Annotated in this window: 7 protein-coding genes; 6 read left to right on the forward strand and 1 reads right to left on the reverse strand. The window is 52.1% G+C overall.

Going from position 1 to position 15,602, the window contains the following annotated elements:
* Nucleotides 1–626: 626 nt before the first annotated feature.
* Nucleotides 627–2,267, reverse strand: a complete 1,641-nt coding sequence (locus tag CHL74_RS10250; RefSeq protein WP_094881060.1) for a DUF6377 domain-containing protein — start codon at nucleotides 2,265–2,267, stop codon at nucleotides 627–629.
* A gap of 374 nt (nucleotides 2,268–2,641) precedes the next feature.
* On the opposite strand from CHL74_RS10250, the gene CHL74_RS10255 reads away from it, so the two are divergent.
* From CHL74_RS10255 to CHL74_RS10280, 6 genes are all read left to right on the forward strand, one after another.
* Nucleotides 2,642–5,584 carry a SusC/RagA family TonB-linked outer membrane protein gene (locus tag CHL74_RS10255; protein ID WP_254923274.1) on the forward strand — a complete coding sequence of 981 codons (2,943 nt, stop codon included), beginning with the start codon at nucleotides 2,642–2,644 and terminating at the stop codon, nucleotides 5,582–5,584.
* A 14-nt stretch (nucleotides 5,585–5,598) separates the two neighbouring features.
* Nucleotides 5,599–7,092, forward strand: a complete 1,494-nt coding sequence (locus CHL74_RS10260; RefSeq protein ID WP_094881062.1) for a RagB/SusD family nutrient uptake outer membrane protein — start codon at nucleotides 5,599–5,601, stop codon at nucleotides 7,090–7,092.
* Nucleotides 7,093–7,131: 39 nt separating this feature from the next.
* A complete protein-coding gene (locus CHL74_RS10265) occupies nucleotides 7,132–8,637 on the forward strand; it encodes a SusF/SusE family outer membrane protein (RefSeq protein WP_094881063.1) in 1,506 nt (501 codons plus the stop codon).
* A 20-nt stretch (nucleotides 8,638–8,657) separates the two neighbouring features.
* Nucleotides 8,658–10,439, forward strand: coding sequence for a glycoside hydrolase family 66 protein (locus CHL74_RS10270; RefSeq protein ID WP_094881064.1), 1,782 nt, complete (start codon nucleotides 8,658–8,660; stop codon nucleotides 10,437–10,439).
* Nucleotides 10,440–10,452: 13 nt separating this feature from the next.
* On the forward strand, nucleotides 10,453–12,579 hold the full coding sequence (locus tag CHL74_RS10275; RefSeq protein WP_094881065.1) for a glycoside hydrolase family 97 protein: 2,127 nt from the start codon (nucleotides 10,453–10,455) through the stop codon (nucleotides 12,577–12,579).
* A 125-nt stretch (nucleotides 12,580–12,704) separates the two neighbouring features.
* Entirely contained in the window at nucleotides 12,705–15,263 is a 2,559-nt protein-coding gene (locus tag CHL74_RS10280; RefSeq protein WP_094881066.1) for a glycoside hydrolase family 31 protein, read from the forward strand.
* Nucleotides 15,264–15,602 lie beyond the last annotated feature (339 nt).

The following is a 15,602-nucleotide window of genomic DNA, read 5'->3' on the forward strand; positions in this document are numbered from 1 at the left end:
ATGGGCGCGTGCTGTGCACAAATAAAAGGCTTTACATTAGGTTGTCGAGAACTGGTTCTCGTAAGACCTAATGTAAAGCCTTTTATTTAAATCCGATAGGATTTGCGCCCATAAGCGGATTGTGGAGAAAGGTTTTTGTCAAAGCACTGCCTAACATAGCAGACTAACAGATAAACTGCAATTTATCGGTGAGTCCTTCTGCTGTATAAGGCATGCAAATATCGTACAAAGAGTAAAAACATGTTACAAAATAAAAATTGATTTTAGAGTTCCGGTTTGCTGTTTTTTCGGTGTTTTGCTGTGCAAACAGTACCCGCGCATAACGATAGCGCCACTTTTACAGTCCAATAGTGCCACTATTAGACAGTAAAAGTGGCGCTATTACATGATAAAAGTGGCACTATTAGAGTGTAAAAGTGGCGCTATTGCAACACAAATAGGCTTTTTGCTGCTTTCATTTTTTGCACATTCTCCTCACAAACCCTCTAATTCACTGTGTATAAACCGTTTATCCTTGCACGCTCAAAACTCAATAATTTCGCACCAAAGATTTTGTTGTGCGCCGGACTCATAGTATTGAGCATCAGAAATGCAAATATTGTGTCGGACTGAAAGGCGTCCGATCGCTATTCGGCATGTATCACACGACAAAGCTGCTCCACATCGCTCTCGAAGGTCTCGCGGTTTCGTGCACGGCTCTTTATCGTTGAGCGATAATTATATATGGTTCGTGGAGTGTAAAAGAGCAAAGCGGCTATCTCCGAACTCTCCTTCACCCCTAAACGTATCAATGCATAGATGCGCAGTTCGGTGGTCAGACGCCCCTTATGCGGAGGAACAATCTGCTCGTCTTCCCTTAGAAGAGCATTAAATTCGGTTACAAACGAAGGATAGAGATCGAGGAACGCCGTGTCAAAGCTGTTCATGAATGTGGCAGCATCCTCCTCGGAAAGACGCGAAGACGACGCGGTGTTAAGCAGATCGTTAACCTGCCCCACCTTTATCTTGCGCTTCACAAGAACCTCAAACTTGCTCAGTCGGTCGATGTATTTGGCACAAAGGTCGATGTAAAGCTTGGCGAGTCGTTCGCGGCGGCTGTTGGTATCGAGCAGACGAGAGTTGAGAGTGTTGAGCTTTTCGTTGAGCGACGACAGCAAGTGGTTGCTCTGAGAGAGTTCGTGACGATGACGCGCCAGTTGTCGGTTCTGACGGCTGTAGAAGTATAAGATCACCACTACAAAGACACACAGGACAGACACGCCCAGCAATGCCATTCTCATCAGGCTGTTCTGCGAGGACAGTTTCTCACGATATGTAGACACGATGACGGGCAGTTTCTGCGATATCTCGATGATGCGCAGGCGGTTGTTATAGTTCTTGGCATCGTCCATGGCAAAGTTTATGTAGCGTTCTGCCAGCAGAATGTTGTCGTCGCCCTTCTTAAACATATACATGGCGAGGTCTTGCATGGCAAGGTTTTCGCGCGTGCAGTTGAGCAGATCGCTGATACACGCACGGAGCATATACTCCTCATATTTACGGTTGTCGTTGTTGGCGCTGTAGTTATTGGCTATGGCATACGACGCCATGGCATACCAGCGCGACTCCACGGGAACCGTTTTCAGAGTCTTGAAGTAATGCTGTAGGGCGCGTTGGTCATTTCGTTCCACATATATATAGTATTCTCCCCAGAAGAAATCATAATACGAGTCAGTCGGACGGAGCATCGCAACAGCCTGCTTAAGGTAAGAGTCGGCACGTTCACGATAGCGCGGCGAGTAAGTATTGTCGTGACAATAGTCAGCCCAATAAGTGTAGACGTAATAGTGCGTGATGGTGTAAGTGAAGCGCAGCTCATCGTCGAGTTTCACTGAATCGATCTCGCCGAGCAGTCCCATAGCTTCGCCATAGAGTCCGCCCACCGCCAGCAGCGACGCTTTCTCGATGCGCGACTTGTCGTGATGGTATTTGTCGCCAATACGGTCAGCCAGCTGTATTGCCTTATCGACGTACACCATAGCCGAGTCGAACTGAAAGACGAAGTACTCGTCGTACAGTTTGTCATAGGCAGAAAGGAGAGTTTCGGGCTTGCGGCTCTTTTCTGCCATATTCTTATAGAAGTCGATGCGTGCCTGTTTCTTGCCGTAAATCTGCGATATGTTGTCCATGATGCTGTCCACACGCTGTATAAGACTGCCGGTGGTGTCAGCCATTGCAGAAGATATGGTGGTAAGAAAAAGCAGAATAATGACTACGTAACGTTGCATATAAGATATTTATAGTGGTTAGTTAGATGGATGCAAATTTACATATTTTGAATAAAAAACACATAAGAAGCATCCTTTTTTTTACATCCCGACACCGATAAATCGGCAAAATCCCTTGGCTGTCCTATACCTATGCTTTTTCAGACCATGTACTTCAGCAAATGAAGACAATTTTGCAATATTCTGATTATCATACCATTACGTATTGATACAGTTCATTACGATGTACTTACATGGTACTTTCGATAACAACTTACGGAAATAACACCTAAATTTGCAACCGTAAATTCGACCTAACAACTAAAATGTAAAATAATATGAACCCAACCAATCGAAAATGGATCAGCCAGATTGTCGCATGTTCGTTTCTTGCAATGTTGCCGGCAGGCGCATACGCACAGAGCAAGACAATCCACGGCGTGGTGAAGGACGCCAATGGAGAGACCATCATCGGAGCCTCCGTCGGACAGAAAGGCACGAAGAATGCCACAGTAACCAATCTTGATGGAGAGTTCTCCATCTCCGTTCCCGACAATGCAGTACTCGAGATTTCCTACATCGGATACAACAACCAGCGTGTTGCTGTAAACGGCAAGTCGTCGCTTGAGATTGTCATGACTGAGGACGTGCACAAGCTCAACGAGCTGGTGGTCGTAGGTTATGGCGTTATGAAGAAGAAGGACCTTACTGGAGCCGTCGGCTCACTTGCCGCAAAGGACATGGAGAACTCGCCGGTGGCTAACATCGGACAGGCCATTCAGGGTAAGATAGCCGGTCTGCAGGTGGTGGACGCAGGCAAGCCGGGCGACAACGTCACCATCAAGGTGCGTGGTATGGGATCGATAAACAACTGTGACCCGCTCGTCGTGATTGACGGCGTACCCACCGACCTTGGCATCAATGCCCTCAACATGGCTGACGTGGAGCGTCTGGACGTACTGAAGGACGCTTCGGCTACGGCTATATACGGTAGCCGTGGAGCCAACGGCGTAATCATGATCACAACCAAGAAGGGAAAGGAAGGCAAGGGAAGCCTTTCGCTTTCTGCCAACCTTGCCATACAGAACGCCACACGTACTCCCAAACTGCTCAATGCCAGCCAGTACGCTGCGCTGAGCAACGACATGATGAACAATTCGGGCAACGCCGCCAACCCTGCATGGGCTGACCCGTCGGCGCTCGGCAAAGGCACGGACTGGGTGGACGAGCTGCTCCGTACCGGATATATGCAGAACTACACGCTCAGCTATTCAGGCGGCAGCGACAAGGCACATTATTATGTATCAGGCGGCATGCTCGACCAGACGGGCATCGTAAGAAGCGTAAAGTACAGACGCTTCACCTTCCAGCAGAACGCTGACGCGCAGGTGCTGCCGTGGCTCAAGATGGCTTCCAACATCACCGTGTCTGCCGACCGCAAGCAGCAGGGTAGCTACGACCTGGGCAGCACATACAAGGCTCTGCCCGTCTTTGCCGTCAAGGACGAGAACGGCGAATGGACAGGACCTGAGGGCAACTCACTTTGGTACGGCAGCGTGCGAAACCCAATCGGACCCACCACAACAGACCATAGCAGCACCAAGGGATATAATCTTCTCGGCAATATCTCGGCAGAGGTGTCGTTCACGAAGTGGCTCAAGCTGAAGAGCACGTTCGGACTGGACGCCAAGTTCTGGGATAATGACAGCTTTACACCCAAGCACGACTGGAAGCCGTCGCCCGTGGAGGAAAGCAGCCGATACAAGAGCAACAACAAGTCGTTCACGTATCTTTGGGACAATTATTTCCTCTTTGACCACACGTTCGCCAAGAAGCATCACGTGGGAGTGATGGCTGGTACGTCGGCACAATGGAACGACTATGACTATCTCAACGCACAGAAGAACGTCTTCGCCTATAGTGGCGTGCACGAGATGGATAACGGCGAGAAGATGCATTCCATCGGGGGCAACGAGACGGAATGGGCGCTGATGTCTTACATGGCACGCCTCAACTATGAGTATGCAGACCGTTATCTGCTCACCGCCACTGTGCGCCGTGACGGATCGTCACGCTTCGGCAGAAACAACCGTTGGGGTACGTTCCCCTCTGTGTCGTTGGCTTGGCGTGCTTCCGAAGAAGAGTGGTTCCCGAAGAGCAATGTTCTCAGCGACCTTAAGATCCGTGCCGGATACGGCGTTACGGGTAGCCAGGCAAGCGTGGGCAACTACAGCTATCTGGCTTCGTACAACACCAGCGTCTATCCGTTCGGCAAGGCAGGAACAGAACAGTCGGCTCTCGTGTCCGCCACGCTTGCAAATCCCAATATCCATTGGGAGCAGGTGGCTCAGACCAATATCGGATTTGACGCAGCACTCTTCAATCAGCGTGCACACCTCACATTCGACTATTATATAAAGAACACGAGCGACATGCTCGTCAAGGCTTCCATTCCTATCACGTCGGGATTTGAGGACACAAGCACCACGTACACCAATGCGGGCAAGGTTCGCAACATGGGTTTTGAGGTTTCGCTCAACACGCTGAACATCCAGGGACCGCTGCAGTGGGAGACGGGCATCGTCTATACGTACAACCGAAACAAGATAAAGAGCCTCAACAGCGACGTTCCTTACTATATCAATCAGGTGAACAACTCGTACGTCACGATGCTTGCCAACGATTTGCCCATCAACGTGTTCTACGGTTATGTCACAGACGGCATCTTCCAGAACGAGCAGGAAGTGAAGAATCACGCCATACAGACCGGTGCCGAACCGGGCGACATCCGCTTCAAGGACCTCAACAATGACGGCGTCATCAACGACAACGACCGTACGGTCATAGGCAATCCTAACCCTACACATATCTTCTCAATGAGCAACACGCTCACATGGAAGGGTCTGGAGCTGTCGGTCTATCTGCAGGGTGTGGCTGGCAACAAGATTTTCAACGCCAACAAGATTGACCTCACTGGCATGTCGGCTGCATACAATCAGCTCAGCGACGTGCTCTCACGCTGGCATGGCGAAGGCACAAGCACCTCTATGCCGCGTGCCGTCTACGGCGACCCCAACCAGAACAATCGCGTCAGCGACCGATACGTGGAGAACGGTGCCTATCTGCGTCTGAAGAGCATCTCGCTCGCTTACAATGTGCCGCAGCAGTGGCTCCGCGCCCTTACGCTCAGTTCGGCACGCATCACCTTCTCTTGCGAGAACGTAGCCACCATAACAGGATACTCCGGTTTCGACCCCGAGGTGGGCGTCAACGGCATCGACCTCTCCAGCTATCCCATCTCACGTACGTTCAATATCGGATTAAACCTAAACTTCTAACAACTTGAATCATTATGAAAAAGATATTTATTCTGGCTCTCAACATAGCGCTTGCAGGTTCGATGTGCTCATGCAGCGACTTCCTCGACCGTGAGCCAAAGAACACAGTCGACCCCGAGACGACGGTAGACGAGGACGTGGCAGTGTCGATGGCTAACGCCTGCTACCGAACTCTTCAGTCGTCGAATATGTACAACCAGCGCCTGTGGACTCTCGACATCGTTGCAGGCAACAGCGTGGTGGGTGCAGGTGGCGGTACGGACGGCATCGAGACCGTACAGGCTTCCAACTTCACCACACAGAGCGACAACGGCATGGCGCTCTATCTGTGGCGTTCGCCATGGGTGGGCATCGGACAATGCAACATCCTCATCAATGCTCTCGAAGGCAAGAACCCTGAGAAGGGCACCATTCTGGGACGATCGCTCGGCGAGGCTTACTTCCTCCGCGCACATTATTACTTCATTCTCGTACGTCTGTACGGTGGAGTGCCTCTGCGTCTTAAGCCGTTCAATCCCGGCGAGAGCACAGACATAGCACGTGCTTCAGTGGACGATGTATATAAGCAGATCATCGAGGACACCAACCGTGCTGCAGAACTGCTGCCTGCCAAGAGCCAGCTGGACGACGACAATCTCGGACGAGCCACAAAGGACGCTGCCTACACCATGCTCGCCGACATTTACCTCACACTCGCCCCTGACAATACTGAATATTATCAGAAGGTGGTGAGCCTGTGCGACGAGGTGACGGCTCTCGGCTACGACCTCAGCCAATGCACGTACGAATCAAACTTTGACGCTACCATAAACAACGGACCTGAATCGATTTTCGAAGTGCAGTTCTCCGGCAATACCGAGTACGACTTCTGGGGTAACAATCCTCAATCGAGCTGGCTGTCTACGTTTATGGGACCGCGCAACTCCAACTTCGTGGCAGGATCGTACGGATGGAATCAGCCTACGGAAGAGTTTATGTCGCAGTATGAGGAGGGCGACAAGCGCAAAGACCTCACCGTACTGTACGAGGGATGTCCTGACTTTGACGGCATGGCATACAAGAGCAGCTATTCCACAACGGGCTACAACGTGCGCAAGTTCCTCGTTTCGAAGAGCGTATCACCCGACTATAACACTAATCCAGCCAACTTCGTTGTTTATCGTTATGCTGACGTGCTGCTGATGAAGGCGGAGGCTCTTAATGAGCAGGGCAAGACTTCTGAGGCTGCCGAACCGCTCAACATCGTACGCCGCCGTGCCGGACTGCCGGATGTGAGCGGACTGTCGCAGGAGGCTATGCGCGAGAAGATCATACACGAACGCCGCATTGAACTGGCGTTTGAGGGCCACAGATGGTTTGACATGATACGCGTACAGCATGGCGACTATGCCGTGAAGTTCCTCAAGTCCATCGGAAAGTCACGCGTCACAAAGGAACGCCTGCTCTTCCCCATCCCGCAGACGGAGAGAGACGCCAACAAGCTGATGACACAGAACCCTGGATATTAAAGGTCAAGAAACATTATAAACAATAAAAAAAGAATCAATATGAAACGATATATAAATTGCATTCATAGTCTGTTGGCTCTTCTTTTCATCGGCTTTGCCCTCTCCGCTTGCTCTGACCAGGACTACACCGAACTGGACAAAGGACGCGACCAGCTGACAATCACGGCTGACCAAGCCCTGACCGCTCTGGAAGAGACCAGCCATGCAAGTGATGCCGTCACACTGAACTGGACCACCGGCAACAATTACGGTACCGGCAACCGCATCAGCTATCGTCTGGAGCTGGCTAAGGCTGGCACCGACTTCGCCCAGCCTTACGTTGCTGTGGACGAACAGACGCAGACTTACACGTGGAGCGCCAACGTGGAGAATCTTAACAACATCATTCTCGACAATATGGGAGGCACCGTTGGCACACCCATAGACATCGAGGCACGCGTCACAGCCATAGTCAGCGGCGCGGAAGAGACACAGACTGCCACCACGCAGTTCACCGTTACACCGTACGAACCCGTCACATCCACATTGTATATTATAGGTAGCGCTGCTCCAAACGGATGGAGCGCCGACAATGCATCGGAGATGACACGCACCACCAACGGCCTCTTCACTTGGGAAGGCAAGCTCAATAGCGGCGAGATAAAGTTCATAACCACTCTCGGACAGTTTCTGCCTTCATACGGACGCGGCGACAACGGTGCTCCAGTGCTCCGCACAAGCGACGACCAACCCGACGAGAAATGGACCATCGACGAGGCACACGACTATAAGGTGACCGTGGATTTGCTTGCAGCTACAGTCAGCATAGAAAAGACAGAGGGCATAAGCCCTGCCTTTGACCAGCTGTTCTTCGTAGGCAATGCCACAGGCTGGGGCTTTGAACCGATGACACAGGACGTGCTCGACCCCTTCCTCTTCCGCATGGGACGCTACTTTGAGCAGGGAGTTGGCGGCGAGTTTAAGTTCGGAACATCCATGAACTCATGGGAGAACATGTATAAAGCCACACAGGCAAACGCTCCTTACACAGACCAAAGCATGGAATTCGTATCTGGATACGACCCCGACAACAAGTGGTACCTGCAGGACAGCGAGACTGGCAAGGCTTATAAGATATGCGTTGACATCCGTTCGGGCAAGGAACGCATGATGATGAAGGAATTCAATCCCTACGAGATGATTTACCTTGTGGGCGACGCCACACCCAACGGATGGGATCTTGGCAACGCCACACCGATGACAGCAACGAAGAGTCCTTATGTATTCACATGGACAGGTCAGCTCAACGCCGGCGAACTGAAGTTCTCTTGCGACAAGCAGAGCGACTGGAACGGTGCTTGGTTTATGCCTTCTGCTCCCGATGCCGAGCCAAAGGGCACTGCCGAACATGCGCTCTTCATCAACAAGAGCGACGAAACGCTGAAGGCTCAGTATCTGACGGTGAACGTCAGCGACATCGACTATAAATGGAAAATCACATCGTCGGGCACTTACACCATCACACTGGACCAGCTCAACGAGACCATCACTATCTCAAAAAATTAACATTCTAACAAAAACATAAGATGAAAATGAATGCATTGCTAATAGCGCTGCCCCTATTGATAGGCTCATGCAGCGACGACAACAATAGCTATAACGACCCCGCTACCGTTCCGACGGACATCATACAGACCGTGGTGAAGACCACTGACAACATCTCTATCGGCGTTTCCACTGACAAGGCGGCGTACAAGCCCGGCGAGACGGTGCGCTTCACGGTCACGGACGGCACACTGCCCTCATCGGCACATGTGCGCTATCGTCACGGTGCAGACGTGATTGCGGACGAGAACATAGAATCGACATCGTGGACATGGACAGCTCCACAGGCCGACTACACAGGCTATATGGCTGATATTTACACCACAGACGCCAACAACCAGCAGACCATCTACGCCACTATCGGCGTGGATGTGTCGAGCGACTGGGCACGATTCCCGCGCTATGGCTTCATTGCCTCATACGGAAACGACCGTACTTCGGACGTGATAGCCTCCGAACTGTCGCTGCTCAACCGCTGCCATATCAACGGTCTGCAGTTCTATGACTGGCAATACAAGCAGCACTGGCCGCTCGGCGGCACTCCAGACAATCTGCTCGAGAGCTACAAGGACATCGCCAACCGCGACAACTACACTTCTGTGGTGAAGGACTACATCGCACAGGCTCACTCGTTCGGCATGAAAGCCATGTTCTATAATCTCTGCTTCGGTGTCTTTGACGACGCAAAGGCAGACGGCGTGGGCGACCATTGGTATATATACACCGACCAGAACCACTCGAAGTGCGACCGCCATCAGTTGCCGTCCGACTGGAAGAGCGACATCTATCTCGTCAATCCGTCTAACAAAGACTGGCAGAATTATCTCGCTGACCGCAACGATGACGTGTATAAAGCGCTCGACTTCGACGGCTTCCACATCGACCAACTTGGCGACCGTGGCACCGATTACGACTATTATGGCTCGCAGGTGAATCTGCCCAACGGCTATGCATCGTTCATTCGCGCCATGAAGGAACGCCAGCCCGACAAGCGTCTGGTGATGAACGCCGTGAGCAACTATGGCTCGGACAAGATTGTTTCCACCGGATGCGTGGACTTCATGTACACCGAATTATGGGGAAGCGAAGACAAGTTCAGCGATCTCCACGACATTCTGAAAGCCAATCGTCTGTATTCGGGCAACAAACTCGGACAGGTGTATGCCGCATACATGGACTACGGACACAAGAAGCCGGAGTTTAACGCTCCCGGTGTGCTGCTCACAGACGCCGTAATGTTCGCTCTCGGAGCATCGCATCTCGAGCTTGGAGCCGGACATATGCTCAGTTCAGAATACTTCCCGTATGCCGATGTGAAGATGAGTGACGAGCTAAAGAAGCAGATTGTGGCTTACTACGACTTCCTCACAGCCTACCAGAACCTGCTTCGCGACGGTGGCAGCGAGACTCAGGCAGACATTGCAGCAGCCAAGTCGGTGGTAACCATCAATGCCTGGCCGCCCGTTCTCGGCAATGTCACGGCATACAGCAAGAACGTAAATGGCAAGCAGGTGGTGAATCTGATAAACTTCCGTCAAGCCAACAGCCTCAGCTGGCGCGACATGGACGGCACGATGCCGGAGCCGGAAGCCGTGGATAACCTTACACTAAGAATGCGTGCCAAGAACGTGAAGAAGCTGTGGGTGGCATCGCCTGACCAACTCGGTGGCGCTCCGCAGGAACTGAAGTATCGTCAGGAAGGCGACTTCGTAGTGTTTACGGTGCCGCAGCTGAAGTATTGGACAATGATAGTAGCAGAATAAACAAGCAAAAAAGATGAAGAAAACATTATTTACAGCCCTCGCGCTTGCCCTCTATTTGGGGGCAAACGCGCAGACAGTGACCTCGCCTGACGGCAACGTATCTGTGAAGTTCTATCTGCAGGACGGACGCCCCACATACGAGATGACTTACAAGAAGAAGGAAGTGATACGTCCGTCGCATCTCGGACTGGAACTGGCGAAGGACAAGCACGCCTCCAACGGGACGAACGAGCAGGACCTCATGGACGGCTTCACTGTGAAAGACACGCAGACAGCCACCTTCGACGAGACATGGCGTCCGGTATGGGGCGAGACTGCCACCATCCGAAACCATTACAACGAGCTCGCCGTAACGCTCAATCAGGCTTCCATGCAACGCGACATACGCATCCGCTTCCGTGTCTATGACGACGGTATGGGACTGCGCTACGAGTTTCCGCAGCAGCAGAAGCTCAACTATATAGTAGTGAAGGAAGAGCACACGCAGTTTGCGATGACGGGCGACCACACCGCCTACTGGATTCCCGGCGACTACGACACGCAGGAGTATGAGACCGTCATATCAAAGATGAGCGAGATACGATCAAAGATGAAGGCTGCCGTAACGTCCAACGCTTCGCAGACACAGTTCTCGCCAACCGGTGTCCAGACATCCCTTCAGCTCAAGACAGACAACGGTCTTTACATTAATCTGCATGAGGCTGCCTGCGTAAACTTCCCAACGATGCACCTCAATCTCGACGACAAGAACATGGTGTTCGAGTCGTGGCTGACACCTGACGCTACGGGAATGAAGGGCTACGTGCAGACTCCGTTCAACACGCCGTGGCGCACAGTGATAGTAAGCGACGACGCTCGCGACATGCTCGCTTCCAATCTTATTCTTAATCTCAACGAGCCGTGCAAGATAGAGGATACGTCATGGATTCATCCCACGAAGTATTGCGGAGTGTGGTGGGAGATGATAGCCGGAGGCAAGCAATGGAGCTACACCTTCGATCTGCCGTCAGTAAATCTGGAGAACCTTGACTACTCGAAGTGCCGTCCCCACGGACAGCATCCTGCCAACACCGAGAACGTGAAGCGTTACATCGACTTCGCCGCGAAGAACGGACTGCAGGAGGTTCTGGTGGAAGGATGGAACATCGGCTGGGAAGACTGGTTCGGTCATTATAAGGACTATGTGTTCGACTTCCAGACTCCTTATCCCGATTTCGACATCAAGTATCTCAACGACTATGCCCACTCAAAAGGCGTGAAGCTGATGATGCACCACGAGACGAGCGGTTCCACACAGAACTATGAGCGTCATCTCGAAGCAGCATATTCGCTGATGAACAAGTATGGCTATGATGCCGTGAAGAGCGGCTACGTGGGCGACATCATTCCGCGAGGCGACTATCATTACTCGCAGTCCACCAACAACCACTATCTCTACTGCATCAAGGAGGCTGCCAAGCACCACATCATGGTGAACGCTCACGAGGCGACACGTCCTACCGGACTTTGCCGCACATGGCCCAATCTCGTCGGCAACGAGTCGGCACGCGGAACAGAGTATGAGGCGTTCGGCGGCAGCGAGCCTTACCATACCGTCATCCTGCCGTTCACACGTCTGCAGGGCGGTCCGATGGACTACACTCCCGGCATCTTCGTAACGAAGCTCAGCGAATGGTGTGACAACAAGTCGTACGTCCACACCACTCTCTGCGGACAGCTGGCTCTCTATCTGACGATGTACTCGCCGCTGCAGATGGCAGCCGACCTGCCCGAGAATTACGAGAAGTATGACGATGCTTTCCAGTTTATACGTGACGTGGCTTGCGACTGGGACGACTCTCGCTACCTGGAAGCCGAGCCTGCCAAGTATATCACGGTGGCACGCAAGGCCAAAGGTACGGCCAACTGGTTCGTAGGAGGCAAGTGCGATGCCGAAGGCCATCAGTCAGTAGTGCGCCTCGACTTCCTCGACAAGGGACGCAAGTATGACTGCGCCATCTATCAGGATGCGCCAGACGCCGACTACGAGAAAAATCCTTCTGCCTACGTCATCACTCACCGTACAGTCAAGAAAGGTGATGTGCTGAAGCTGAAGCAGGCACGTGGCGGCGGATTCGCTGTCAGCCTTATGGCAAAATAAAAAACGGTTTGATTTTTGTAGTAATATATTTTCAGGAGGGTGCGACATTTTTGTCACACTCTCCTATTGCTGATTTATAAAGACAAGCACCCTGTAACAATCCAAACAATAAACCTATACTGATAATGAAACAAAAGTATTCATCTTACAAATTGCTGGCTCTCTCCTCTGCTCTCTCAGCTCTTTCGCTCACCGCAGCAGCCCAGAATGCCAATGTTGTCTATCAGGACAGCAACGTGCGCTTCACGCTTGTCACCGACGGAACCGTGCGCATGGAATATACGCCGGACGGCAAATTCCTTGACAACAAGTCGTTCATTGCCGTCAACCGCTCGTATCCGGAAGTGAAATACAAGAAGAACGAGACGTCCAAGAAGGTTGTGATATCCACAGATTATCTCACTCTCTCCTACACGAAAGGCTCAGGTCCGCTCACCGAACGCAATCTCTCCATCGTCTCGGCAAAGACCAAGAAGAAGGCAGCCGACGGCAAACACCTCATTCCCTTCGCATGGCATCCGGGACAGAAGGACGCGCCTGACGCCAATCTGAAAGGCACATACCGCACTCTCGACGGATATGACGGCGACTCGCGTGGCGATACGGGCAAGATGCCCATTGAGGACGGACTGCTCTCAAGGAGCGGCTGGACTCTGATAGACGATTCCGAGGGCTACGTCTTCGACAACAGCGACTGGCAGTGGGTGGAGCATCGTCCTAACGAGGGCAAGACGCAGGACATGTATTTCCTCGCATACGGCAACGACTATAAGAAGGCTCTGCACGACTTTACGGTCTTCGCAGGAAAGGAACCGCTGCCGCCGCGCTATGCGTTCGGCTACTGGTGGTCGCGCTATTGGGGATATAGCGACAACGAACTGCGCCAGCTCGTCGGCAAGATGCAGTCATACAACATACCGATGGACGTGCTCGTAGTGGACATGGACTGGCATTACACCGAGGAAGGACGTGGCGGATGGACCGGATATACATGGAACAAGCGACTCTTCCCCTCGCCCAAGGGCTTCCTGAAATGGGTAAAGCAGCAGCAACTCGAGACCACAGTCAACCTCCATCCTGCCGACGGCATAAAGTATTACGAAGAAGGATATGACGACATGGCGAGATGGATGGGCTTGAATCCTGCCGAGAAGAAGGACATAGCATGGAACGCTTCCTCCAAGAGATTCATGCAGGGATGGTACGACAAGATTCTCCGACCCATGGAACGTGACGGCATCGACTTCTGGTGGCTCGACTGGCAGCAGTGGGACAACGACAAGGAATTTCCGCGTCTGAGCAACACCTGGTGGATAAACTATACCACATTCACCGACATGGAGCGACATCACGACACCCGTCCGATGCTCTATCATCGTTGGGGCGGACTGGGCAACCACCGTTATCAGATAGGATTCTCGGGAGATGCCATCATCAGCTGGAAGTCGCTCGACTTCCAACCTTACTACAACTCCACCGCCTCAAACGTGCTCTACGGCTACTGGAGCCACGACATCGGCGGACACATGGGAGCCGACTCCATCAATCCGGAGATGTATATACGCTGGATGCAGTTCGGAGCCTTCAGCCCTGTGCTGCGCACGCATTCCACAAAGAACGCCGGACTGAACAAGGAGCCGTGGGTATTTGCCGACAAGGAGCGCGACATCATCCGCGACATCATCAAGCAACGCTACTCGCTCGCGCCTTACATTTACACCATGGCGCGTCATGCCTACGACACCGGCGTGTCGCTGTGCCGACCGATGTATTATGACTATCCAGACACAAAGGAGGCTTACAGCAACCGCAACGAATATATGTTCGGCGACAACTTCCTCGTCTATCCCATCACAAAGCCGATGAACAACGGCGTGTCAGAACAGAACGTCTGGCTGCCGGCAGGATGCGACTGGTACGAACTGTCGTCAGGAACAATGCTGAAAGGCGGACAGAATGTCGAGCGCCGCTTCCTGCTGGACGAATATCCTGTCTACATCAAAGCCGGAAGCATCATCCCGCAGTACGGCGACGTGAAGAATCTGCGCAACAACGACGAGGCTGTCACCGTAACCGTATATCCCGGCAACGTGAACACGCAATTCGACATGTATGAGGACAACGGCAATGACAAGCAGTATGCCACGGCTTACGCCACCACCCTGCTCTCGTCCACTCACTCTGCCGACGGCTCATTGTGCGTTAAGATAGGAGCACGTAAGGGCGAATACAGCGGCATGCCTTCACGCAGACAGTTCAGACTGAAGCTTGTGGCTTCTGCCGTTCCTGAGAAGGTGACGGTAGACGGCAAGCAGACGGATTTCGAATACGACGGAAACAAGCTTTCCTTGCTCGTCAACATACCTGAGACCGACTGCTCAAAAGAAAAGGTTGTGGAGATAAGCTATGCGAAGGACGCTCCGGTTCTCACGGACGGACTCATCGGAAAGTTCCGCCACATCCAGCAGAACTGCGTAGCGATGAAATACCGCAACCCTGCCATCGTGTTCGCCGAGCCTCTCGGAACGATGGAGTCGGCAGGCATAGCCATTACCTACAATCCCGAGAAGCAGAAGCAGATAGTGGAGACGTTCCGCACGAACTACGGTTCGCTTGCCGACATCCTCAAGCAGAACGGCATCGAAGGGGAAGACGCAAAGAAGTTTATGGACACCTCGTTCTAAAGTATCCGCAGCTCATACCCAATTTGCTTCCGTCCGTGGGTGCGTGGCTATGCCATGCAAATATCGTACAAAGAGTAAAAACCTATTACAAAATAAAAATTGATTCTGGAGTTCCGGTTTGCTGTTTTTTCGGTGTTTTGCTGTGCAAACAGCACCCGCGCATAACGATAGCGCCACTTTTACAGTCCAATAGTGCCACTATTAGAGTGTAAAAGTGGCGCTATTGCATGATAAAAGTGGCACTATTGTAGTGTAAAAGTGGCGCTATTGCAACACAAATAGGCTTTTTGCTGCTTTCATTTTTTGCACATTCTCCTCACAAACCTTCTAATTCACTGT

Source organism: Prevotella sp. 885 (assembly GCF_002265625.1).
In the GTDB taxonomy this organism is placed as follows: domain Bacteria; phylum Bacteroidota; class Bacteroidia; order Bacteroidales; family Bacteroidaceae; genus Prevotella.